The following is a 22,686-nucleotide window of genomic DNA, read 5'->3' as shown; positions in this document are numbered from 1 at the left end:
GCCGGCGGCGGCGCGACAGGCGCTCAACGCCCGGCGTGCCAGGCCTCGAGCAGCGTCAGATCGGCCTGCGTCAGGCCATGGCCCGCCGGCAGCACGCGATGCTCGGTCTCTGCGCCGACCTCGGCCAGGGTCCGGGCCAGCCGCTCGGCGGTCTCGGCCGGGATGATCGGATCCATGGCGCCGGACAGCATCAGCACCTTCTTGCCGGTGAGATCGACCGAAGGCGGCCCGGCGAAGGGCGACATGGCGCGCAGCAGCGCGGCGCCGGCGAGAACTTCCGGCCGCAGCAGCAGCAGGCTCGCCGCGATATTGGCGCCGTTGGAGAAGCCGATGGCGATCGGCGCCGCCAGCCCGTGCCGCGCGCGCATGGCCAGCACGAACTCCGCCAGCTCATGGGTGCGCGCCACGAGATCGGCCTCGTCGAAGACGCCCTCGGCCAAGCGGCGGAAGAAGCGCGGCATCGTGCCTTCCAGAACCCGCCCGCGCGGCGAGATCAGGCTGGCGCCCGGCGCGACGCTGCGGCCGATCGGCAGCAGATCGCGCTCGTCGCCGCCGGTCCCGTGCAGCAGCAGCACGGGTGCGCCGGCGCCGGTGCCCGGCTCGTAGACATGGGTGAAGCCGTCCTGTGCGAGGGCGTCCATCATCAACCTCCTCGAGATAAGCATGCGGTTTCCGCGAGCCCTGCCCGGCTGAACCGGGCAGGGTCGCGATGGCTCAGTCCAGCGCCGGCAACAGCGCCTCGATCCGCGCGCGCTGCGGCTCCAGACCCGGCGGCAGTTTCAGCGCCTGGCCGAGGCTGGCCTGCGCCTCGTCGACGGCAAATCCCGGCTGGTCCGTCGCGATCTCGAACAGCACGCCGCCGGGTTCGCGAAAATAGACCGACCGGAAATAATTGCGGTCGCGCTGTTCCGTCGTGTGCTGGCCGTGGTTCTCGGCCAGGCGGCGCACCATCCGCTCCTGCTCCGCGTCGTCGGCGGCGCGGAAGGCGATGTGATGCACCGAGCCCGCGCCCTGCCTGGCCGGCAGGAAGCCGCCGGCTATCCTGAGATCGATGATCTGGCCTGCGACCCGGCCGTCTCCGGCCTGATAGCGGACCAGGCTGTCCTCGCGCGCGATCTCGCGGAAGCCGAAGACGTCGCCGAGGATCGCAGCCGTGGGCTCGGCATCGGCCACCATCAGGCTGACGCTCTGAAAGCCGCGAATGGCGTGCTCCGGCGGGATCTCGTCGCCGCCCCAGGCCGGGGCCGTCTCCAGCCCCGGGATCCCGACGAGCGCCAGCCGCATCCCGTCGGGATCGCGGAAGGCGAGCACCGTCTCCCCGAAGCGCCGGCGCGGCTGCTCATGCGCCACGCCATGCTCGACCAGGCGATGCGCCCAGAAGCCGATGCTCTGCGCGGGAATGCGCAGCACCGTCTCCTGGGTTTCGCCGATGCCGAGACGGCCCGGCGCCGCGTGCTCCCAGGGGAAGAAGGTCAGGATCGAGCCCGGCGCCGCGTCACCATCCCCGTAATAGAGGTGATAGGTCGAAGGATCGTCGAAATTCACCGTCTTCTTCACCAGGCGCAGGCCGAGCGTGCGGGTGTAGAAATCGAGATTGCGCCGGGCCGGGCCGGAGATGGCGGTGACGTGGTGAAGGCCGTTGACCTGCATGATCCTTACTCCTCGGCGACCCCAGGGGGGGTCGCGCTCTGGAGCTCAAGATGGCATCCGCCGCCGACGATACCAGCCCAGCCATATTGCGTCAGTGCAATCGTGTCCCTGCTCTGCGACAATCCATATTGCAATGCGAGCTGGTCCGTGGCGGTCACAGGTAGCCCGTCCGAGCCATCGGCTTAGGGCGGATGGCGCGCACGAAGATGATCGGCGGCAAGAGTGGCGGCACGGGCTCCCTACGTTCAGGCGCGCGCGCAAAGCCGCCCAGCCATCAGGCGCGTCCCGATCTCCGCTACGCCATGTCGAGCCGTATGATTGGCTAATCACCCATTGTGAAAAGCACTACCGATATTAGCGGTCGCCAATCCATCAATCCGCACCGTACTATCAAAGATAAATTCATTCGATGAATACAAATCCAGGTTGCAAATCTCGTGAGGACGCGTTAGCTTTCCCGCGACAAGTGACGCGATCCGTTCGAACTCTACGGCAATGTCGGCATTATCAGAACTGGCTCTGCGTCGTTATAGGTGGGCGACGCAGCGCATTCTTTCTTCGATTTCCAGGATGACGCAGATGCCATCATATGAACTGGCATCGAGCTTTTCTTAGTGTGGCGAAGGTGCGGAAACCATGCGCCATACGCTGAGAATGATGCTGATCGTCTGCGGGATCATGCTCACTCCGCCGCTGCTCTTGATTTGTTTCAAAGTGGCGAGTGTCGTTTCTGCGACCTACCCCTACTGGACGACTTATACCGACAGCACGCAGCCGATCCGCCTGCATTTTCCGGCGACGAACGTGACCTACCTCATACCCGCCAATCTGTTGGATGGCGCGGCCAGATACCGATCGGGCGCCGCGGAGGTCGAAGACGCGCTGATGTTCGCGCTCCTTCCCGACATCGAAGGGCGAAGCGAAGAGAACCGCAGCCGGTTCAAGAGCCCGAATACGCAAGACTCGATCCACATTCTCATTTCGTCGTCCGGGGGCATCAACGTTGATTTGGAGCCGACGATATCGGCGATGGAGGGTGACCTCTCCGAGCACACCATTCGCATAAGCGAATGGGACGGGCTTCGGATGCGGCGACAGATTCCGCCAAAGACAGGGAACTGGGGTTGGAAGGAGAGCTACCGACTGCGGGAGGGTGGGCGCACGCCGCTGGGAATCGTCTGTGACGGCGATGGCCTCTATCGCGCTCCGGGCTGCAGCATGGCCTTCCTCATCGACGGCAATCTCGTAAGAGCGACGTTCCGCAAGCCTCACCTCAAGGACTGGCGAATGATCAGAGATGCGATCACAGGGAAATTTGCCGCCTGGAAGGTCCCCTAGCTCAACAAAGCAGTCATACTCGGAGAGGGGCGCAGGCAGCGAGGTGACGTGATCGAGCTCGACTCCCGCCTAGCCGGACAGTTTTCGGCCGTGCGAGAGGCGGCCACTCAGATCGGCTCCGACACGGTCGTCAGCTTCGCCACGGGCGATGTCCTGACCCTGACGGGTGTTTCCCTGGCGTCTCTGACGGCTGACGACTTCCGATTTGTGTGAAACATGTGATAGTCGGCGGCTCCGCGTGGGCCGACGGGCTGAGGGTCGCATCGTCGGCGCGCAACTCTCTTGAAGAATGACGCGATGAACCGTGCGAAGGCTGCGACGGGCCAGATCAGCCCCGAGACCCTGGCCTGGGATGATTTCCGGCTGATCAAGGCGATCATCGACGCGCGTTCCCTGCCGGGCGCGGCCACCCGGCTCGGGCTCAACCATTCCACCGTGTTTCGGCGGCTGGGCCAGATCGAGGCCGGGCTCGGGCTGAAACTGTTCGAGCGCCATCGCAGCGGCTATGTCGCTACGCCCGCGGGCGAGGAAATGGCGGCGCTGGCGGAGCGGGTCGACAATGAGATCTCTGCCTTCGCGCTGAAGCTCGCCGGCCAGGAGATCAAGCCCGCCGGCGATCTCCGCGTCACCACCAACGACACGCTGCTGGTCGATCTGCTGACGCCGATCTTCGCCGGTTTCCTGCAGAGCTGCCCGGATATCCGGCTCGACATCCTGTCCGGCAACCAGGCCCTGAACCTGTCGAAGCGCGATGCGGATGTCGCGATCCGCGCGACCGACAAGCCGCCGGAGACGCTGGTCGGGCGGCGCACCGCCCGCATCGCCTGGGCCCTGTATGGGCGCGCCGCCGACGTCACGGAGCCCGGCACTCCCGCGATGGAGGCGCTCTGGCAACGGAGATGGGTGTCGCTGGGCGAGGAGTTCGCCATGGTCAAGGCGGTGCGGCAGGTGCTGCAGCATGTGCCGCCGGAGCGGATCGTCTACCGGCTCAACACCGTGCTCGGCCTGGCCGAGGCCGTCGAGGCCGGCATCGGCATCGGCTACCTCCCCTGTTTCATCGCCGACCGGCGTCCCGGACTGCTGCGCCTGGCGGCGCCGGACCCGGATCTCGCCGCCGATCTCTGGCTGCTGACCCATCCGGAACTGCGGCATTCGCCGCGCGTCAGGCTGTTCATGGATCATGTCGCAGCCGAGCTCGCCCGCCTCAAACCCCTGCTCGAAGCCACCGGCCCGGATGGTGCCGCGATGGCGGGAGGCCGGAATTCATGAGCGGCGATTGGGGGCTCGTGGGCTGGCTTCTGCTGCTGTCGGTGCCGGTCGGGCTGACCCTGGGCGGGTTCTGGGCGCGCGGCTGGCGCCGCAGGCGCAGCCCACCCAAAGTGCCGCCCGGCGACCCCGGCAACCCCGTCTAGACGCGAAAAGGGCCCGCAGCGGCGAGGCTGCAGGCCCTTCCCCTGACATATCGAGTGATCAGGCGGCGCGGCGATTGATGCCGGATTCGGCCATCTTGGTCAGCTTGCCGTCGGCAGCAAATTCCTCGTCGAGGTTCTGCTGCAGCAGCGCCGCGCAATCCTGGCGGCCGAGCTGCTTGGCCCAGGCGACCAGCGTGCCATAGCGCGTGATCTCGTAATGCTCCACAGCCTGGGCGGCCGCGACGATCGCCGCATCGAGCACCTGCTTGTCGGCGACCTCGCCCGCGAGCTCGTCGGCTTCCTCGAGAATGCCGTCGATCGCCGGGCAGGTCACGCCCTTGGCCTCCGCACCATGCTGGCGGAAAACCTGCTCGAGACGCTGGATATGGCCGGCGGTCTCGTTGCGATGCATCTCCAGGCCCTGCTTCAATTCGGGGCTCGTCGCCTTCTCGATCATCTTCGGCAGCGACTTATGGATCTGGTTCTCGGCGTAGTAGATATCCTGCAGCGTATGGACGAACAGATCGTCCATGGTCTTGATGTCCTTGGTGAACAGGCCCATCGGTCTCTCCTTCTGGTCAAGCTGGGTTCGACAGGCAGAGGCGCGCGATCGCGTCGCCCTGCCGCCCTCGAGGAGTCAACGGGCGCGGCCACGAAGGGTTCCGGTGGCGGGCAAAGCCTGTCCGCGGGCCCGGGGCGGAGCCGGCCGGGCGAATCCCGATTTCGCTGCCGCCTGCGATGGGCTAGGCTGCAGCGATGGAGCTGCTCGTCCCCGCCTTGATAGGTGTCACGCTGATCTGGCTGATCGGTCGCGGCGTGCCCTGGAACGCCAAGCTGGTGACGCTGGCGGTCACGCTGGCCGTGATCCTGCTGATCGTCGGGCTGGAGCGCGGCGGCTATTGGCCGGCGGCGCTGACGCGCTGAGGCTCAGGAGACCAGCTTCAGGCCGATGATCCCGGCCACGATCAGCCCGATGCAGAACAGCCTGAGCGCCTGTGCCGGCTCGCCCAGCAGCATGATGCCGAGCATCGCGGTGCCGACCGTGCCGATCCCCGTCCAGATCGCATAGGCCGTGCCGACCGGCAGCGTCTTCAGCGCCAGCCCGAGCAGGCCGAGGCTGATGATCATGCTGGCCAGGGTCAGCACGGTAGGGACGAGGCGGGTGAAGCCCTGGGTGTATTTGAGCCCCATCGCCCAGCCGATCTCGAACAGGCCGGCAATGACGAGATAGAACCAGGCCATGACACCTCGCGCAGGGAATCGGACAGAGCGAGGTGGCCGCGTCTCTCGTCCCCGGTCAAGCCCGGCGTCGAGAGCCGCGCGCGGCGCTCAGCTCTCGAACCCGTCCGGCAGGCTCTGTTCGGCCAGCGCCGCGCGAAGAGCGCGCTGGCATTCGCCGAGTTCGGCCAGGACGGCCGTCAGCAGGGTGATGTCGTCCAGCCCCTCCGGCGGGCGCGTCGCCGCCGCCTGCTCGGCGGGCGCCGGCGTCATATCCACGGGCGGGGGACCGACCGGAGCGCCGCGGCCGATGGCCTGCACATGGCGCGGGCCCTGCTCCTTCAGGATGCGCTGGAGCCCCTTGATCGTATAGCCCTCGCCATAGAGCAGGCGCCGGATGCCCTTGAGCAGGGCGACATCGTCGGGGCGATAATAGCGGCGGCCGCCGCCGCGCTTCAGCGGCTTGATCTGGGAGAAGCGCGTTTCCCAGAAACGCAGCACATGCTGGGGAATGTCGAGGTCCTCTGCGACCTCGCTGATCGTCCGGAAGGCATCTGCGCTCTTGGTGTCCAATTCGGCCTCTGTGCTGCCGGTGTGGAACTCCAGGCTCACTCGTCTGCGCCCTCGCCCGCCTGCCCGTTGATGCGGGCCTTCATGACGTTGGACGGCTTGAACACCATCACGCGACGCGGTTCGATCGGCACTTCGACGCCGGTTTTGGGATTACGTCCGATTCGCTCGCCTTTGTCGCGCACGACGAAGGAACCGAATGAGGATAACTTCACATTTTCGCCACGCGCCACAGCATCGCAGATCTCGTCGAGCACCGACTCGACCAGCTTCGACGATTCCGTCCGTGACAATCCGATCTTCTGGTAGACCGCCTCGCACAGATCGGCGCGCGTCACCGTTTGCCCCGCCATCATATCCTCCAAGGCGTTATCTGCAGTGCAGCCATGCCGCCTGCGCTTCGCCAATACGGATGGCGGACGCTAGGCGTCCCATCCGGATCGGTCAATCCTCATCTGCGGCTCTGAGGGAAAAATGCGCCAAACCGGGCAGATTTCGCCCGGATTTATGACAAATTGACCGGAAATGCCCGCTTCGGGCTCACCAGCGGATCAGCGCCGAGCCCCAGGTGAAACCGCCGCCCATCGCCTCGATCAGGACGAGCTGTCCGCGCTTGATCCGGCCGTCCTTATGCGCCTCCGCCAGGGCCAGCGGGATCGAGGCGGCCGAGGTGTTGCCATGGCGGTCGACGGTGACGACGACGCGCTCATGGCCGATGCCGAGCTTGTCGGCGGTGGCGTCGATGATCCGGCGATTGGCCTGGTGCGGCACGAACCAGTCGATGTCGGCGCCGGTCAGCCCGGTCTCGGAGAAGGTGTGGCGCACGGTCTCGGCGAGGTTGACCACGGCGTGGCGGAAGACCTCCTTGCCCTCCATGCGCAGCAGCCCGACGGTCCTGGTCGAGCCCGGGCCGCCATCGACGTAGAGCTTGTTCATGAAGCGGCCGTCGGAGCGGATATGGGTGGTCAGCACGCCGCGATCCGCGAGCGTGCCCTGCCCCGCGCCGGCCTTCAGCACCACCGCGCCGGCGCCGTCGCCGAACAGCACGCAGGTCGTGCGGTCCTCCCAGTCGAGGATGCGGGAGAAGGTTTCGGCGCCGATCACCAGCGCGGCCTTGGCGGCGCCGGAGGCGATGAACTTGTCGGCCGTCGCGAGCGCGAAGACGAAGCCCGAGCAGACCGCCTGGAGATCGAAGGCGGCGCCATGGGTGATGCCGAGCGCCGCCTGGATCTGCGTGGCCGTGGCGGGAAACGTGTGGTCGGGCGTGGCGGTCGCGACGATGATCAGGTCGATCTCGGATGCGTCCATGCCGGCATCGGCGAGCGCATCCTGCGCCGCCTTCAGCCCGATCATCGAAGTGGTTTCGCCCTCGGCGGCGACGCGCCGCTCGCGAATGCCGGTGCGCTGGACGATCCACTCGTCGGTGGTGTCGACGCGGGTCGCCATCTCGGCATTGGTGACGATGCGGGACGGCAGATAGGAGCCGCTGCCGCAGAGGATGGAGCGCAGGGTGGACACTCGGGGATCTTCCTTATTCGGCCACGGCCGCCTGCTGCGCCGCCGCCTCCGGCCGCTTGGTCGCAGCCACCATTTCGCGCACCTTCGCCATCAGGTCCTCGCGCGCCATCTCATATCCCAGTTCGGCCGCGCTGGCGAAGCCGATCGCATCCGTCCCGCCATGGCTCTTGATGACGATGCCCTCCATGCCGAGGAAGACGCCGCCATTGACCTTGCGCGGATCCATCTTGTCCTTCAGCGCCGCAAAGGCGCTGCGGGCGAAGAGATAACCGATCTTGGCCATCAGCGAGCGGCTCATCGCCGCCTTCAGATAGGAGCCGATCTGCCGCGCCGTGCCCTCCGCCGTCTTCAGGGCGATATTGCCGGTGAAGCCTTCGGTGACCACGACATCGACCGTGCCCTTGCCGAGATCATCGCCCTCGACGAAGCCGTGATAGTCGAGATGCGGCAGGTTGCTCTCCCGCAGGATGCGGCCCGCTTCCTTCACCGCCTCGACACCCTTGATCTCCTCGACGCCGACATTCAGCAGCCCGACGGTCGGCCTGTCGATGTCGAAGACGACGCGCGCCATGGCGGCGCCCATCACGGCGAGATCGACCAGATGACGGGCATCGGCGCCGATCGTGGCGCCGACATCCAGCACCACGCTCTCGCCGCGCACAGTCGGCCAGAGCGCGGCGATCGCCGGGCGGTCGACCTGTGGCATCGACTTGAGGCAGAACTTCGACATCGCCATCAGCGCGCCGGTATTGCCGGCCGAGACCGTGACGTCCGCCTCGCCCGTCTTGGTGGCGTCGATCGCGCGCCACATCGAGGATTTGTAGCGGCCATAGCGCAGGGCCTGGCTCGGCTTGTCGTCCATCTTCACCGAGACCTCGGTGTGGTGGAAGGTGGTGACGGCCTTCAGCTTCGGATGCGCGTCGAGCAGGGGCAGCACCTGCGCCTCGTCGCCGAAGATGACGAAGCGGGCATCCGGCCGGCGTTCCAGTGTGAGCGCAGCGCCGGGAATGACCACGGATGGGCCGTGATCCCCGCCCATCGCATCGAGCGCGATTGTAACCGGTCGTTTCATGGGGTGATGGTTGATCCCGGGTGCGGCGGCCCGTCAGCACGGGGCGGCGTTGAGCGGTGCGGACAATAGCGACTTGGCTCGCCGCCGCAAGCGGCTCCGAGGCGGCCGGTCGCGATCACGATTTGAGCTTCGCCAGCGCGGCGAAGGGCGATTCGCTGGCGTCATCGGCGGCCGGCGCGTCGAAGCTGACGCCGGGCTTGCGCGGATAGGGGTCCAGCGCCAGCGCCAGAAATTCGAGCGTCACCGCGCCGAGATCGATCACCCCGTCGATGATCGGCTCCGGCGGGTCGTCCTCGTTCAGCCGGACCTCGATGTCGATCTCGCTCTCGTCGCCGGGATCGCCGCGCCGCCGCGGCGGCGGCTCCGGAACCTCCGGCGCGAAATCGAGCTGCAGCGGCGTCTCGACCGTGACAGGGAACGGATCGAGCGTGACGACGCAGATCTGCCGGATCGAGGCCTTGATGGTGCCGACCAGCTTCACCCGTTCGCCATTGCGCGCCAGCTCGTAGCGCGCCTCCAGGCTGTCGACGCCGTCCAGCCCCAGCATGGCGGCAATCGAAGCCCGCTGCTCCGGCGCGGCGCTGACGGTGACGATCGTCCCGCGCGGCTTGATGGTCTCGACCCTGACGGGGTGGCTGAGCGGCAGTGGTTTCAGGCTGTCAGTCATCGCTGCCTCCCTGGCCGGAACCCATATCCGGGAAGAGCCGCGGTTCCGCAAGCAGCGCCTCGAAATCCAGCGCGTCGAGACCGGCGCGCGCGCGCATCGCATAGGCGGCGAGCCGCTCGGCGCCCTCGCCCGGGCTGGCGTTGCGCCGCAATGCAGCGGCGAGCGCCGCCTCGTCGCCCGCTTCCATCGCCTCCTCATAGGCCTGGAGCCGGCCATAGAAGCTCTGCGCGATCTTCTTCATGCGCTTGGGGACGGCGATGTCGCTGATGCCGCCATTGCGGAAGCCGAGCTCGAGATAGGCGAAGGTCGCGTCGGTGAAGTCCTGGGCGAAGGCGCCGGCCGGCTCCGGCAGCTGGCGCAGCCGGCGCAGCACCAGAAAGACATGCAAGGCGAGCGATTCGAAACGGCCCTCGAAGCTGTCGGGAATGCCGCCATCGAGATAGAGCCAGGGCTGGCGCGACGCCTCCGCGACGCGCGCGAACACCGCATTCACGGGCGCCAGGCGGTCATCGCGCTTGCCGAACAGGCCAAACATCAAGCGTCGCTCTCCCGGTGAAGCCATTGCCTTGCCAAAGCCATCCTCGGGCGTTACGCCAAGCATCACCTGTTTGACAAGCGGCCTGGGCGTCACGCCCTGCGCCATAACGGCCCCGGATCGAACCCCGAATGACCGTCATCACACGTCGCACGGCCCTGCTCGGCATCCTCGCTACCACATCCCTCGCCCTGGCCGGCTGCGGACCGGATGCGGGCGGCTTCAAGCTGCCCACCTCGGCCGGACTCAACGAGGAATATACGCGCGGCTTCGTCATGGATGAGGGGCTGATCGCCCAGATCAAGCCCGGCATGGATGTGCAGACCGTGCTGACCACGCTCGGTACCCCCTCCACCACCTCGACCGTGGGCAACCGCACCTTCTACTACATCAGCCAAACGGTGCGGCGGCGCTTCCAGTTCCAGGATCTCAGCGTGGTCGACCAGAAGGTGCTGGTCGTCTATTTCAACAAGGGCTTCAAGGTCGAGCGCATCGCCAATTACGGGCTGAAGGACGGGGTGATCTTCGACTTCATCAGCCGCACCACCGAGACCGGCGGCGAGGAGCAGAGCTTCCTGCGCAACCTGTTCCGCGGCGTGACGCGCTTCACGCCCTTCGGGGCCTAGGCGGCGCGCAGCCGCGAGACCGGATCGCTCGACGAACCCGCGGCCCGCGCCGCGGGTTTTTTATTGCCGCGGTCTCTCTCCCGGCCCGGTGCGGAGGCGCAAAAAAGCCTCGCGGATCGCTCCGCGAGGCTCGTCGGTCCCGGTGGCCGGGCTCAGCTATGGGCCAGGATCGCCAGCAGCAGCAGCGCGATGATGTTGGTGATCTTGATCGCGGGGTTCACGGCCGGGCCGGCCGTGTCCTTGTAGGGGTCGCCGACGGTGTCGCCGGTGACGGAGGCCTTGTGCGCCTCGGAGCCCTTCATGTGGCGCACGCCATCCTTGTCGACAAAACCGTCCTCGAAGGACTTCTTGGCGTTGTCCCAGGCGCCGCCGCCCGAGGTCATCGAGATCGCGACGAAGATGCCGGTGACGATGACGCCCATCAGCATGGCGCCGACGGCCGCGAAGGCCTGGTTGCGGCCGGCGATGGCGTTGATCGCGAAATAGGTCACGATCGGCGCGAGCACGGGCAGCAGCGAGGGGACGATCATCTCCTTGATCGCGGCGCGGGTCAGCATGTCGACGGCGCGGCCGTAATCCGGGCGCTCCGTGCCGTCCATGATGCCGGGCTTCTCCTTGAACTGGCGGCGCACCTCCTCGACCACCGAACCGGCGGCGCGGCCGACCGCGGTCATGCCCATGCCGGCGAAGAGGAAGGGGATGAGGCCGCCGAGCAGCAGGCCGACCACCACATAGGGGTTGGACAGGGAGAAATCGACGACCACGCCCTTGAAGTACTGGAACGAGGTCGAGCCCGCCTTGTTGGCCTCGGCGATGAAGAAGTTGAGGTCCGAGGTGTAGGCGGCGAACAGCACCAGCGCGCCGAGGCCGGCCGAGCCGATCGCATAGCCCTTGGTGATCGCCTTGGTGGTGTTGCCGACGGCGTCGAGCGCGTCGGTGGAGTGGCGGACCTCCTTGGGCAGGCCGGCCATTTCGGCGATGCCGCCGGCATTGTCGGTGACCGGGCCGAAAGCGTCGAGCGCCACGACCACGCCGGCGAGTGCCAGCATCGCCGTGGTGGCGATGGCGATGCCGAAGAGTCCGGCCAGGCCGTAGGAGACGATGATGCCGGCGATGATCACGATGGTCGGCAGCGCGGTCGATTCCAGCGAGACGGCGAGGCCCTGGATGACGTTGGTGCCGTGGCCGGTGACCGAGGCCTGGGCGATGGAGACGACCGGGCGCTTGCCGGTGCCGGTGTAGTATTCCGTGATGATGACGATCAGCAGCGTCACGGCGAGGCCGACCAGCGCGCAGCCGAACAGGCCGCCCGAGGTGAAGCTCACGCCCTGCACGGTGGTGAAGGAGGCCGCGAAGCCGCCGAACATCAGATAGTTCACGGCGGCGATGGCGCCGATGGAGAGCACGCCGGCGGCGATGAAGCCCTTGTAGAGCGCGCCCATGATCGACTGGTTGGCGCCGAGCTTGACGAAGAAGGTGCCGATGATCGAGGTGACGATGCAGGCGGCGCCGATCGCCATCGGGTAGAGCATCATCGTGCCCAGCGTGGCCTGGCCGGCGAAGAAGATCGCGGCGAGCACCATGGTCGCGACCAGGGTCACGGCATAGGTCTCGAACAGATCGGCCGCCATGCCGGCGCAATCGCCGACATTGTCGCCGACATTGTCGGCGATGGTGGCCGGGTTGCGCGGATCATCCTCGGGAATGCCGGCTTCCACCTTGCCGACGAGGTCGGCGCCGACATCGGCGCCCTTGGTGAAGATGCCGCCGCCGAGCCGCGCGAAGATCGAGATCAGCGAGGCGCCGAGCCCGAGCGCGACCAGCGAGTCGATGACGACGCGGCTGGAGGGGGTGTATCCGAGGACGGAGGTCAGGATGCCGTAATAGACGGCGACGCCGAGCAGAGCGAGGCCCGCGACCAGCATGCCGGTGACGGCGCCGGCCTTGAAGGCGACGTCGAGCCCCTCACCGAGCGACTGCATCGCCGCCTGGGCGGTGCGGACATTGGCGCGCACGGAGACGTTCATCCCGATGAAGCCGGCCACGCCCGAGAGCACCGCGCCGATCAGGAAGCCGATCGCGACCCATTGGCCGAGCAGATAGGCCAGAGCGACGAAAAGCGCGACACCGACCATCCCGATGGTGATGTATTGCCGCTTCAGATAGGCCTGCGCGCCCTCGGCGACCGCGGCCGCGATCTCCTGCATGCGCTGGTTGCCGGCGTCGCGCTTCATGACGTCGGCATAGGCCCAGAGGCCGTAGACGATCGATAGCGCACTCAAGACGATGATGATGAGCAGAGCAGACATTGATTTCCTGACCTCGAGATTTCGTCCCGCGCGGCTTGGCCACGCTTATGGTTTTTTGAACGCCAAAGATGCGGAAACGGGGCGCACGGAATCGTCCCCGACCTACGGATCGCCAGTGTCAGCCAGATTTGTGCCAAGTTTCCGCCGGAATCGCAAACGCGGCAGCCGGTGATCGCCCAGCTTTATCGGCAGGGCGGCAAAGGCGGGCGCGCATGGCATTTCGGGGGGTGCGACCTCAGGCGAGGCTCGCCCGCTTCTGCAGGAATTGCCAGGCGACCATCGCCAGCGCCACGGCCACGGGCGGGAAGACCAGCCAGTTGACGCTGTCCCAACCGCCGGCATTGAGCAGGCCGCCGGCCGAGAAGGAGGCGATGGCGACGGAGCCGAAGACCAGGAAGTCGTTGGCGGCCTGCACCTTGACCCGTTCTTCCGGGCGATAGCAGTCGGTGACCATCGAGGTCGCGCCGATGAAGCCGAAATTCCAGCCGATGCCGAGCAGGATCAGCGCGATCCAGAAATGCGCGACGCTCAGCCCCATCAGCCCGACGATCGCCGCCAGAGCGGTGAGGATGAGGCCGAAGGCCGTCACCTTCTCCTTGCCGAAGCGGTTGATCAGCCGGCCGGTGAAGAAACTCGGCCCGAACATCGCCAGCACATGCCACTGGATGCCGAGCGCGGCGTCGCCGATCGAATGGCCGCAGCCGACCATGGCGAGCGGTGCCGCGGTCATCACGAAGCTCATCAGCCCGTAGGCGACGAGCGCGGCGGTGACGGAGGCGATGAATTTCGGCTGGCGCATGATCTCCGGAAGCGGCCTGCCGCCGCCTGCCTTGACCTCGGCCACCGGCGGGGCCCGCAGCAGCATCACCACGGCCATGGTCAGCAGCGCGAACAGGCCCTGCGCGATGAAGCTCGCGGCGAAGGGCGTGGCCGGGGTGAGGTCGCGCGTCCAATAGACCGATTGCGGGCCGATCACCCCCGCGGCCAGGCCGCCGATCATCACCCAGGAGATGGCGCGCGGCCGGAACGCCTCGCTCGCCGTATCGGCCGCGGCGAAGCGATAGCTCTGCACGAAGGCGCCGTAGAGCCCGCACATGAAGGTGCCGATGCAGAACAGCCAGAACATCCGCCCGCCCGCCCCCATCGCGGCGATGCTGGAGGCGGCGACGCCGACCAGTGCGCCGATGAGATAGCCGTTGCGGCGGCCCAGCCGGCGCATCAGCATCGCGGCGGGGATGACGCCGCAGGCGATGCCGAGCTGCATCAGGCTGACCGGAACCGTGGCGAAGGTCTTGTCCGCGACGAGCTGCGCCCCGATGATGCCGCCGAGGGAGATCACGATCGGCGGGCTGGAGCCGCCCAGCGCCTGGGCGCAGGCGAGGACCACCGAGTTCCGCTTGGCGAGCCTGTCGCCATCGCCGGTCTGGACATGCTGGTTCATGGGCGGTCTGCCGATCGACTTTCGGCGACCCTGCGGGCGCCGTCAGAAATGGGTGAAGGAGCGGCGCGCGAAGCTGCGCGCCTTGCCCTTCTCGCGAAACTGCACCGCTCCAGGCTGCGAGGTGACCCGCCCGATGACCGTCATCGGAGTATCGTGTTCGCCGCCGGCCGCGACAAGCGCAGAATATTCCGTTTCCGACGCCGTGCAGAGGATTTCGTAATCGTCTCCCCCGGTCCACGCCAGTTCCATGAGCGCAGGATCGGCCATGACCGCGGCGCGGGCCGCGGCCGAGAGCGGCACCGCGTCGAGGTCGATCTCGGCCCCGACGGCGGAAGCCGCCAGCAGCTTGTCGAGATCGCCGACCAGCCCGTCCGAGACGTCCATGGCGGCGGAGGCATGGGCCTGCAGCGCCGGCGCCAGCGCCAGCCTCGGCCGCGGATGGAGAAAGCGATCGGCGAGCGCCGCACGATCGGCCTCGGCCAGCGTTCCGACCCAGGCGGGCGGGTTGCGGCCATGGGCGAGCAGGCCCAGCGCGCCATCGCCGATGCTGCCGGAGACCAGGATGAGATCGCCCGGTTTGGCGCCGGAACGCAGCACCATGCGCCCGGCGGGCACGCTGCCGAAGGCGGTGATCGACAAAGTCAGCGGGCCCGGTGTCATCACCGTGTCGCCGCCGATCAGCGGGCAATGCGTCTGCTCGGCCAGCGCGGCCAGCCCGTTTGCGAATTCGGCGAGCCAGGCTTGCGTCCAGTCGCGCGGCAGCGCCAGGCTCAGCACGAAGCCGTCCGGCCGCGCCCCCTTGGCGGCGAGGTCGGAGAGGTTCACGGCCAGAGCCTTGCGGGCGATCGAGCCGGGCGGATCATCGGCGAAGAAATGCACGCCCGCGACCAGCGCATCGACGGTGACGACGAGCTCATAGCCGCGCGCCGGGCGCAGCAGACCGGCATCGTCACGCAGACCCAGCCCGCCCGCTCCGGCCATGGGCTGGAAATAGCGGGCGATCAGGTCGAATTCGCCGGGTCTCGTCTCAGCAGCCATGGCAGGTTCCACTCGAGACCGCGACCGGCCGCAGGAGCTCGCCGGCCGTCACGCGGTCGGCGCATCGAACTCGTCGGCCCGGAAATCGCGCGCCATCCGGTCGAGAACCGCGTTGATCATGCCGATCTCCTCGCCATCATAGAAGGCACGGGCGACGGCGACATATTCCGAGATGACGGCGCGGGCCGGCACGTCCTTGCGAAAGGCGAGCTCATAGGCTCCGGCGCGGAAGATGGCGCGCACCACGGCCTCGACGCGCTTCAGCGGCCAGCCATCGGCCAGGAGCTCGTCGACGGCACGGTCGACCAGGCGCTGCTCGCGCACCACCCCGCCGAGCAGATCGCGGAAAAAGGCGATCTCGGCCTTGGGCAGCTCGATATCCTCGACCTCCTTGCCGATCCAGAAGGCTTCGAACTCGGCCATGGCCTCGACCACGCCGCGCCCGCCGATCTCCATCTCGTAGAGCGCCTGCACGACCGACAATCGCGCCCCGCGGCGCAGCTCGGCCCGGCTCATGGCGACGGCTCCGCCAGCGAGCGTTTGTAGCGCAGCACCGCCAGCGCCGCCTCCGCCGCGCCGCCGCCCTTGTTCATCTCGCCGCGCCTGGCGCGTGCCCAGGCCTGCGCCTCGTTCTCGACGGTGAGGATGCCGTTGCCCAGGGGCAGCGCATAGGCGACCGAGATATCCATCAGCGCCCGCGAGCTCTCGCCGGCGACGATGTCGTAATGGCCGGTCTCGCCACGGATGACGGTGCCCAACGCCACCACGGCCTCATAGGGATCGACCGCCTCATCCGCGGCGCGCAACCCGATGATGATCGCCGCCGGGATTTCGAGCGCGCCCGGCACGGTGACGACGTCGACCCGGCAATCGGCGGCGTCGAGCGCTTCCAGCGCGCCCTCGAGCAGCTCGTCGGCGAGTTCATCGTAGAAGCGGGCCTCGACCACGAGGACGCGCGCACCCTCGAGCGGCATGGCGGAAGTCGCGGCCCTGTCGGCCGATATCTGCCGGGGTCCGGCCATGGATCTATCCTCGAATCAGGCATGGAAGCGGGGTTGGGCCCCGCGACAGGGAGAGCCCCCGTGTCCAGGTAGCATCGAGCCGGAGGACACGTCCGGCGGGACGCCGCCATCCGCGGCTCCTCTGGATGAGGGCTGAGTTGGAACGGGCTCTTACCCCTGCCCGCGCGCCTCCGCAAGCCGCGCGGCGTAGCGGGCCATCAGATCGACCTCGAGATGCACCGGATCGCCCACCTGCCGGTCTCCCCAGGTGGTGACGGAGAAGGAATGCGGGATCAGCAGCACCGTGAAGACGTCGCCCTCCACCGTGTTGACGGTGAGCGACGTGCCGTCGAGGCAGATCGAGCCCTTGGGCGCGATGAAGCGCGAGAGCGCGTGCGGCGCGCGGATGTGGAAGCGCGCGGTCGCGCCCCAGGGCTGGTCGGGATCGGCGGGGATGGCGTCGATCGCCTCGATCGTCGCGACGCCGTCGACATGGCCGGTGACGAGATGGCCACCGAGCTCGTCGCCGACCTTCAGCGAGCGCTCCATGTTGATGCGGGTCCCTTCCCGCCAGTCGCTCACCCGCGTCCGGGCCAGGGTTTCCGCCGCGGCCTCGACCTGGAAGACGCAGCCCGGCGCGCCATCGTCGCGGCGGCGCAGCTCGGTCACCGTCAGGCAGATGCCGGCACAGGCGATGGAGGCGCCGATCTCGATGCCGGCCGCGTCCCAGGGGCAGGCGATGGCGAAGCGCTTCAGATTGGGGCCCTTCGCCTCGGCCGAGACGACGGTGCCGATGGCGGTGACGATGCCGGTGAACATCAGGATTTCCTCACGAAATGCTCGAAGGCGTCGCGGCCGATCAGCCCGGTCTCGACGCGGTCGTAGAGATCGGGATCGGCCAGCAGCGCGGCAAGGGCGGGGCGCACGGCGGTGACACCCTCCGCGCCGAGCCGGTCGGGCGAGGTCGAGACGATGACCTCGTCGGCCAGGCCGGCCTGCGCCAACTGCTCGCCGACCCGCGGTCCGCCTTCCGAAAAGACGCGGGTGATGCCGCGCGCCCCGAGCAGCTGCAGCGCCTCGCCGAGGTCGAGATGGCCGTGCGGGCCGAGGCCGACCCGCATCACCTCGACACCGGCCGCGACCAGCGCCGCCTCCGGCGCCACCGGCGCCGTCTCGGCCGCGATCACCCAGACCGGCACGGTGCCGGCGCCGGCGACGAGCTTGCCGTGCAGGGGCAGGCGCAGCTGCGAATCCAGGATGACGCGCACCGGCGAGCGCCCGGCCATGCCCGGCAGGCGCACGGTCAATTGCGGATCATCCGCCAGCACGGAGCCGATGCCGAGCATGATCGCATCGTGATGCGCGCGCTGGAGATGCACCCAGGCCGAGGCTTCCGGGCAGGAGACGGCGAGGCGCGCGCCTCCCGGCCCGCCGGCATAGCCATCGGCCGTGCGGGCGATCTTGAAGGTGACCAGCGGGCGGCCCCTCGTGACCCGCAGCACATGGCCGCGATGGCTGCGCTGGGCCTGCGCCTCCAGCACCCCGGTGGTGACGGTGAGCCCGGCGCTGCGCAGCAGCGCATGGCCGAGGCCGGCGATGCGGGGGTTGGGATCGGCCATCGCCGAGACGACGCGGCGGACGCCGGAGAGGATGGTGTATTCGACGCAGGGCGTCGCCGCGCGGATGGTGCGGTGGGAACAGGGTTCCAGCGTGACGTAGAGCGTGCCGCCGGCAGCCGCGACCCCTGCCCTGGCGAAGGCCGCGGCCTCGCCATGCGGGCGGCCGCCGGGATGGGTGAAGCCGCGGGCGACGATCACCGGCCCGTCCGGCGTGTCGCGTGTGACGATCGCGCCGACGCTGGGATTGGGCCAGGTGGTGCCGAGGCCGCGGGCGCCGATCGCCAGCGCCTGGCGCATGAAGGCGGCGTCGACCGCGTCCTGCTCAGTCATCGCTGCGGGCAGGCGCCGACGCGCCGCCGGCGCCATCCTCATCCGCGCCGAGCTGGCCCAGAATCTCTTCGAAATCGCGCGCTTCGCGAAAATTCTTGTAGACCGAGGCGAAGCGGACATAGGCGACGTCGTCGAGCGATTTCAGCCCCTCCATCACCAATTCGCCGATGGCCGAGCTGGTGATCTCGGAATCGCCGGAGCTTTCGAGCTGCCTGACGATGCCGTTGACCATGCGCTCGATCCGCTCCGGCGCCACCGCGCGCTTGCGCAGCGCGACCTCGATCGAGGTCTGCAGCTTGTCGCGGTCGAACGGCGTGCGGCGGCCCGAGCGCTTGACCACGGTGAGTTCGCGCAGCTGCACCCGCTCGAAGGTGGTGAAGCGCCCGCCGCAATCGGGGCAGACGCGGCGGCGACGGATCGAGGCGGAATCGTCGGTGGGCCGGGAATCCTTCACCTGCGTATCGAGGGAACCGCAATAGGGACAGCGCATGACGGGCTTTCAGAGCTTCGCGACGGAGGCTGCGGCCTCGTCGCGCGGGGCTACGACACGCTTCGCGCCGGGCCGGGAGGGCCAGCCCGGCTCGGCGACAGCGCTAGGCCTGAAGGGCGGGCGGCGCAAGCCGGTCGCCGCTCGCTCAATAGATCGGGAACCGGCCCGTCAGCTCGTGTGCCTTGGCCTTGACCGCCTGCTCGACCGCCGCATTGCCCTCTTCGCCATTCCGGCTCAGCCCGTCCAGCACCTCGGCGATCAGCTCGCCGACGCGCTGGAACTCGGCCACGCCGAAGCCGCGCGAGGTGGCTGCGGGCGTGCCGAGGCGGATGCCGGAGGTGACCATCGGCTTCTCCGGATCGAAGGGGATGCCGTTCTTGTTGCAGGTGATGTGGGCGCGCCCCAGCGCCCCTTCGGCCGCCTTGCCGGTGACCTTCTTGGAGCGCAGGTCGACCAGCATCAGATGGTTGTCGGTCCCGCCGGTGACGAGGTCGAAGCCGCGGCTCTTCAGCGCCTCCGCCAGCGCCTTGGCGTTCTCGACCACGGCGCGCGCATAGATCTTGAACTCCGGCTGCAGCGCCTCCTGGAACGCCACCGCCTTGGCGGCGATGACATGCATCAGCGGCCCGCCCTGGATGCCGGGGAAGATGGCCGAGTTGAACTTCTTGGCCAGCGCCTCGTCATTGGTCAGGATCATGCCGCCGCGCGGACCGCGCAAGGTCTTGTGGGTCGTGGTGGTGGCGACATGGGCGTGGGGGAACGGCGAGGGATGCGCGCCGCCCGCGACGAGCCCGGCGAAATGCGCCATGTCGACGAAGAGATAGGCGCCGACCTCGTCCGCGATCGCCCGGAAGCGGGCGAAATCCCAGTGCCGCGCATAGGCCGAGCCGCCCGCCACGATGATCTTGGGCTTATGCTCGCGGGCGAGCCGCTCCAGCGCCTCGTAGTCGATGAGCTGGTCGACCACGCAGACGCCGTAGGACACGACGTTGAACCATTTGCCGGACTGGTTGACCGGGGCGCCATGGGTGAGATGGCCGCCCGCGGCGAGATCCAGCCCCATGAAGGTGTCGCCGGGCTGCATCAGCGCCATGAACACGGCCTGGTTGGCCTGGCTGCCGGAATTGGGCTGGACATTGGCGAAGCCGCAGCCGAACAGCCGGCAGGCGCGCTCGATCGCCAGCTTCTCGGCGATGTCGACGAATTGGCAGCCGCCGTAATAGCGCCGTCCCGGATAGCCCTCGGCGTATTTGTTGGTCATCACCGAGCCCTGCGCCTCGAGCACGGCGCGCGAGACGATGTTCTCCGAGGCGATCAGCTCGATCTCGTCGCGCTGGCGGCCGAGCTCGAGCTCGATGGCGCGGTAGATCTCGGGATCGGCATCGGCGAGCGAAGCGGCGAAGAAGGAGTTCGACAGATGCTTGTCGGCGGCGGCGTCACGGCTCATCGGCGGCTCCTCGGCGCTAATCGGCGGCAGGCCATGAGTCACGGCCGTGTCGGTGGCCGGTGCCCTAGCATGCGACGGCCCCGCAGGAAAAGGGCGAGACTCCGGCGGTGATGTCGCGGAGCGGCGCGAGCGGCGAGAATCCCCGCCGCTGGCTGCGCGGGCGGCCCTGCGATCCCGAAAAATTTACTCATCTCTTCAGTTTTCGATGATCGCCATAGGCAAAATTTAAGAGGGTATCGGCAAGTTGGCGGCATGTACGACACGCTGCACAATCTGGTCGCCCAAATCCTCGACAAGGTCTCAGCCGCCAATCTGCTGACCACGGCGCTGCTGCTGCTCACCGCCTTCGTCAGCGCGCTGATCGCCTATTGGCGGACCGTCGAGCAGAAAAGCCTGCGCGAGTTTTTCGATTTCGTCTTCCCGAACGAGATCATCTACCACCCCTCGGCGCGGGCGGATCTGCTGTTCTGGGTGACGCGCAAGGCGCTGATGCCGCTGCTGATGCTGCCGGCGGGCATCACCTTCGTCGTCGCAGTCGGCTATGCGACGAGCACCGTGCTCGGCGCCGTGCTCCCCTTCACGCCGCCGCTGATGAGCGGCGAGCCCGGCCCGCTGACGGTGGTGGTCTTCACCGTGACCATGCTCGTCGCCTACGACCTCTCCTATTACCTTTATCACGTGGCGCAGCACCGCTACCCGATCCTCTGGGAGCTGCATAAGGTCCACCACTCCGCCGAGGTCATGGTCGGGATCACCAAGGACCGGGTGCACCCGCTCGACGAGCTGATGAACCGGGCCTGGGACGGGGTGATCCCCGGCATCTGCTTCGGAATCTGGTCGCTCGTCGCCTTCAACCTGGTCGAGCTGACGATCTTCGGCGTCAACGTCTATGTCATGCGCAACATCCTGATGATGGATTTCGTCAGGCATACGCATTTCAAGATCTCGTTCGGGCGGCTGAACAGCGTCATTCTCTGCCCGCATTGGCACCAGCTGCATCACAGCACCGATCCGCGGCATTACGACAAGAACTTCGGGCTGCTCTTCTCCTTCTGGGACCGGCTGTTCGGCACGCAATGCGTCCCGGAGCCCGATGAGGATTTCCGCTTCGGGCTGATGGAGCGCAACGCCAGCGACTATCAGAGCCTGCGCGGGCTCTACCTGATGCCGCTGAAGCGGATGTGGCGGCAGATCGTCAAGCGCCTCGGCTTCGGCAAAACCTCCGCCGAGCCGGCCGCCAAATCGGAAGCGCAGCGCTCGTGACCCATTCCGCCGCGGCAGCCGCGCCTGGCGCGACCATCGAGATCGTCGACGCGCCCGAGCGGCTGGCGGAGCTCGCCCCGTCCTGGGACAGGCTCTGGGCGGACGCCGACGGGCTGGTCTTCCAGAGCCATCGCTGGATCCTGGCCTGGTGGCGCACCGCGCCTGGCCGCTCCCGGCTGAAGCTGCGCCTCGCGCTGCTCTGGCGGGGCGAGGCGCTGGTCGCGATCCTGCCGCTCGCCATCCGGCGCAAGGGCGCGATCAGGACGCTGGAATGGGCGGCGCGCGACCATAGCGACTTCTGCGACGCGCTGGTGGCACCGGGGCTGCGGCCGGCCGAGCTCGAGCCGCTCTGGCAGGCGGTGCTAGCTTCGGGCGGCTTCGACCTCGTCTATCTCAACCGGCTGCTGCCCGACGCGCTGGCGCAGGGGCTGGCGGCGCGGCCGGCCTCGGTAAGGCTGCGGCCCTATTGGCGCCAGGAGGAGAATTACCGGGTGGCCGGCTCCTGGCCGAGCGGCGACGCCTGGCTCGACAGCCAGTCCAAGAAGACCCGGCAGAACTACCGTCGCGGCCGCAAATTCATCGAGGAATCGGGGCCGCTGCGCTTCAGGCTGCTCGGCGACGACGAGCCGCTCGCTCCGGTGCTGGAGCATGTCGCCGCGCTGAAGCGCAAATGGCTGGAGCGGCATGGCCGTCAATCCGACCTGTTCGACGAGGGCGCGGCCGCGCTGCCGGCGCTGGTCGGCTGCCTGCGCGAGCTCGGGTTGCTGCGGCTCTTCGTGCTGGAATGCGGCCCGGCCATCGTCGCGGTCTCGATCAATCTGGTGCAGCGCAACCGGATGATGGCCTTCGTCACCACCTATGATCCCGATCACGAGCGGGCATCGCCCGGCATGCTGCTGATGTGCGACTACATCGCCTGGTCGATCGACCGGGGGCTGGCCGAGGTCGACTTTTTGTGCGGCGGCGAGGAGTTCAAGCGGCGCTTCGCGACGCGCTCGCTGATCCTCTCCTCGCATGCCGGCGCGCGCACGCCGCTCGGCCATCTCGCGCTGGCGGCCGATGCGGCACGCCGGCGCTTCCAGGCCTGGCGGAGCGAGCGCGGCGCCCCCGCCCCCGTCGCCGCCGTGGCGGCGGAATGAGGC

27 protein-coding genes are annotated in these 22,686 nt (G+C 68.0%); 8 read left to right on the top strand and 19 right to left on the bottom strand.

Annotated elements, in window-relative coordinates; all coding sequences use genetic code 11:
• Positions 1 to 23: 23 nt before the first annotated feature.
• Both ASG72_RS13375 and ASG72_RS13370 read right to left on the bottom strand, forming a co-directional pair.
• The gene (locus ASG72_RS13375) at positions 24 to 641 is read right to left on the bottom strand and encodes an alpha/beta hydrolase (RefSeq protein ID WP_156395959.1); all 618 of its coding nucleotides are present in this window, start codon (positions 639 to 641) and stop codon (positions 24 to 26) included.
• Between the two features lie 73 nt (positions 642 to 714).
• On the bottom strand, positions 715 to 1,650 hold the full coding sequence (locus tag ASG72_RS13370; RefSeq protein ID WP_056713033.1) for a ring-cleaving dioxygenase: 936 nt from the start codon (positions 1,648 to 1,650) through the stop codon (positions 715 to 717).
• A 636-nt stretch (positions 1,651 to 2,286) separates the two neighbouring features.
• On the opposite strand from ASG72_RS13370, the gene ASG72_RS13365 reads away from it, so the two are divergent.
• From ASG72_RS13365 to ASG72_RS20795, 4 genes are all read left to right on the top strand, one after another.
• A complete protein-coding gene (locus ASG72_RS13365) occupies positions 2,287 to 2,988 on the top strand; it encodes a hypothetical protein (protein WP_156395958.1) in 702 nt (233 codons plus the stop codon).
• A 48-nt stretch (positions 2,989 to 3,036) separates the two neighbouring features.
• A complete protein-coding gene (locus tag ASG72_RS20800; protein ID WP_156395957.1) occupies positions 3,037 to 3,201 on the top strand; it encodes a hypothetical protein in 165 nt (54 codons plus the stop codon).
• An 84-nt stretch (positions 3,202 to 3,285) separates the two neighbouring features.
• A complete protein-coding gene (locus ASG72_RS13360; protein WP_056714648.1) occupies positions 3,286 to 4,257 on the top strand; it encodes a LysR family transcriptional regulator in 972 nt (323 codons plus the stop codon).
• A complete protein-coding gene (locus ASG72_RS20795; protein ID WP_156395956.1) occupies positions 4,254 to 4,400 on the top strand; it encodes a hypothetical protein in 147 nt (48 codons plus the stop codon). Before ASG72_RS13360 ends, ASG72_RS20795 begins: the two co-directional genes overlap by 4 nt.
• Before the next feature lie 58 nt (positions 4,401 to 4,458).
• Here ASG72_RS20795 and ASG72_RS13355 read toward each other — a convergent pair whose 3' ends face one another.
• Complete coding sequence (locus tag ASG72_RS13355) at positions 4,459 to 4,962, bottom strand: ferritin-like domain-containing protein (protein ID WP_056713027.1); 504 nt, start codon at positions 4,960 to 4,962, stop codon at positions 4,459 to 4,461.
• A gap of 194 nt (positions 4,963 to 5,156) precedes the next feature.
• Here ASG72_RS13355 and ASG72_RS21130 point away from each other — a divergent pair, with 194 nt between their 5' ends.
• Complete coding sequence (locus ASG72_RS21130) at positions 5,157 to 5,324, top strand: hypothetical protein (RefSeq protein WP_200939942.1); 168 nt, start codon at positions 5,157 to 5,159, stop codon at positions 5,322 to 5,324.
• Positions 5,325 to 5,327: 3 nt separating this feature from the next.
• Here the strand turns inward: ASG72_RS21130 and sugE are convergent, their stop codons facing one another.
• From sugE to ASG72_RS13320, 7 genes are all read right to left on the bottom strand, one after another.
• Complete coding sequence (sugE, locus tag ASG72_RS13350; RefSeq protein ID WP_056713025.1) at positions 5,328 to 5,642, bottom strand: quaternary ammonium compound efflux SMR transporter SugE; 315 nt, start codon at positions 5,640 to 5,642, stop codon at positions 5,328 to 5,330.
• An 87-nt stretch (positions 5,643 to 5,729) separates the two neighbouring features.
• Complete coding sequence (locus ASG72_RS13345; RefSeq protein WP_056714644.1) at positions 5,730 to 6,191, bottom strand: MerR family transcriptional regulator; 462 nt, start codon at positions 6,189 to 6,191, stop codon at positions 5,730 to 5,732.
• 35 nt (positions 6,192 to 6,226) lie between these two features.
• Complete coding sequence (locus ASG72_RS13340; protein WP_056714641.1) at positions 6,227 to 6,541, bottom strand: integration host factor subunit alpha; 315 nt, start codon at positions 6,539 to 6,541, stop codon at positions 6,227 to 6,229.
• A gap of 187 nt (positions 6,542 to 6,728) precedes the next feature.
• Positions 6,729 to 7,706 carry a beta-ketoacyl-ACP synthase III gene (locus tag ASG72_RS13335; RefSeq protein WP_056713023.1) on the bottom strand — a complete coding sequence of 326 codons (978 nt, stop codon included), beginning with the start codon at positions 7,704 to 7,706 and terminating at the stop codon, positions 6,729 to 6,731.
• A gap of 13 nt (positions 7,707 to 7,719) precedes the next feature.
• Positions 7,720 to 8,778 carry a phosphate acyltransferase PlsX gene (gene plsX, locus ASG72_RS13330; RefSeq protein WP_056713022.1) on the bottom strand — a complete coding sequence of 353 codons (1,059 nt, stop codon included), beginning with the start codon at positions 8,776 to 8,778 and terminating at the stop codon, positions 7,720 to 7,722.
• Between the two features lie 115 nt (positions 8,779 to 8,893).
• Positions 8,894 to 9,445, bottom strand: a complete 552-nt coding sequence (locus ASG72_RS13325) for a DUF177 domain-containing protein (protein ID WP_056713021.1) — start codon at positions 9,443 to 9,445, stop codon at positions 8,894 to 8,896.
• Complete coding sequence (locus ASG72_RS13320) at positions 9,438 to 9,980, bottom strand: ubiquinol-cytochrome C chaperone family protein (protein WP_156396016.1); 543 nt, start codon at positions 9,978 to 9,980, stop codon at positions 9,438 to 9,440. The genes ASG72_RS13325 and ASG72_RS13320 overlap by 8 nt, the downstream gene beginning before the upstream one ends.
• Before the next feature lie 131 nt (positions 9,981 to 10,111).
• Between ASG72_RS13320 and ASG72_RS13315 the strand changes: the two genes are divergently transcribed.
• Complete coding sequence (locus ASG72_RS13315) at positions 10,112 to 10,606, top strand: outer membrane protein assembly factor BamE (protein WP_082540331.1); 495 nt, start codon at positions 10,112 to 10,114, stop codon at positions 10,604 to 10,606.
• Positions 10,607 to 10,758: 152 nt separating this feature from the next.
• Here the strand turns inward: ASG72_RS13315 and ASG72_RS13310 are convergent, their stop codons facing one another.
• The 9 genes from ASG72_RS13310 to glyA all read right to left on the bottom strand — a co-directional run bounded on the left by ASG72_RS13310 (position 10,759) and on the right by glyA (position 20,281).
• Positions 10,759 to 12,915: a sodium-translocating pyrophosphatase gene (locus ASG72_RS13310; RefSeq protein WP_056713019.1), complete on the bottom strand. Its 2,157-nt coding sequence runs from the start codon at positions 12,913 to 12,915 to the stop codon at positions 10,759 to 10,761.
• A gap of 235 nt (positions 12,916 to 13,150) precedes the next feature.
• Positions 13,151 to 14,356: an MFS transporter gene (locus tag ASG72_RS13305; RefSeq protein WP_056713018.1), complete on the bottom strand. Its 1,206-nt coding sequence runs from the start codon at positions 14,354 to 14,356 to the stop codon at positions 13,151 to 13,153.
• Positions 14,357 to 14,398: 42 nt separating this feature from the next.
• Positions 14,399 to 15,394 (bottom strand): thiamine-phosphate kinase, encoded by a 996-nt coding sequence (gene thiL / locus ASG72_RS13300; RefSeq protein ID WP_056713016.1) that lies wholly within the window; start codon positions 15,392 to 15,394, stop codon positions 14,399 to 14,401.
• Positions 15,395 to 15,442: 48 nt separating this feature from the next.
• Positions 15,443 to 15,910, bottom strand: coding sequence for a transcription antitermination factor NusB (gene nusB / locus ASG72_RS13295; RefSeq protein ID WP_056713014.1), 468 nt, complete (start codon positions 15,908 to 15,910; stop codon positions 15,443 to 15,445).
• Positions 15,907 to 16,416, bottom strand: coding sequence for a 6,7-dimethyl-8-ribityllumazine synthase (gene ribH / locus ASG72_RS13290; RefSeq protein WP_056713012.1), 510 nt, complete (start codon positions 16,414 to 16,416; stop codon positions 15,907 to 15,909). The genes nusB and ribH overlap by 4 nt, the downstream gene beginning before the upstream one ends.
• Positions 16,417 to 16,566: 150 nt before the next feature.
• On the bottom strand, positions 16,567 to 17,214 hold the full coding sequence (locus ASG72_RS13285) for a riboflavin synthase (RefSeq protein ID WP_056713005.1): 648 nt from the start codon (positions 17,212 to 17,214) through the stop codon (positions 16,567 to 16,569).
• On the bottom strand, positions 17,214 to 18,344 hold the full coding sequence (gene ribD / locus ASG72_RS13280; RefSeq protein WP_056714634.1) for a bifunctional diaminohydroxyphosphoribosylaminopyrimidine deaminase/5-amino-6-(5-phosphoribosylamino)uracil reductase RibD: 1,131 nt from the start codon (positions 18,342 to 18,344) through the stop codon (positions 17,214 to 17,216). Before ribD ends, ASG72_RS13285 begins: the two co-directional genes overlap by 1 nt.
• Positions 18,337 to 18,834 carry a transcriptional regulator NrdR gene (gene nrdR, locus ASG72_RS13275; RefSeq protein WP_056713003.1) on the bottom strand — a complete coding sequence of 166 codons (498 nt, stop codon included), beginning with the start codon at positions 18,832 to 18,834 and terminating at the stop codon, positions 18,337 to 18,339. The genes ribD and nrdR overlap by 8 nt, the downstream gene beginning before the upstream one ends.
• Before the next feature lie 145 nt (positions 18,835 to 18,979).
• The gene (gene glyA, locus ASG72_RS13270) at positions 18,980 to 20,281 is read right to left on the bottom strand and encodes a serine hydroxymethyltransferase (RefSeq protein WP_056713001.1); all 1,302 of its coding nucleotides are present in this window, start codon (positions 20,279 to 20,281) and stop codon (positions 18,980 to 18,982) included.
• Between the two features lie 252 nt (positions 20,282 to 20,533).
• On the opposite strand from glyA, the gene ASG72_RS13265 reads away from it, so the two are divergent.
• Positions 20,534 to 21,544, top strand: coding sequence for a sterol desaturase family protein (locus ASG72_RS13265; RefSeq protein ID WP_056712999.1), 1,011 nt, complete (start codon positions 20,534 to 20,536; stop codon positions 21,542 to 21,544).
• Positions 21,541 to 22,683, top strand: a complete 1,143-nt coding sequence (locus tag ASG72_RS13260; RefSeq protein ID WP_056712998.1) for a GNAT family N-acetyltransferase — start codon at positions 21,541 to 21,543, stop codon at positions 22,681 to 22,683. Before ASG72_RS13265 ends, ASG72_RS13260 begins: the two co-directional genes overlap by 4 nt.
• The last annotated feature ends 3 nt before the right edge of the window (positions 22,684 to 22,686 follow it).

The organism is Allobosea sp. Leaf344 (assembly GCF_001426225.1).
Taxonomy (GTDB): Bacteria; Pseudomonadota; Alphaproteobacteria; order Rhizobiales; family Beijerinckiaceae; genus Allobosea.
The sequence above is the reverse complement of the archived record's forward strand: the minus strand, read 5'-3'. Positions and strand labels throughout refer to the sequence as shown.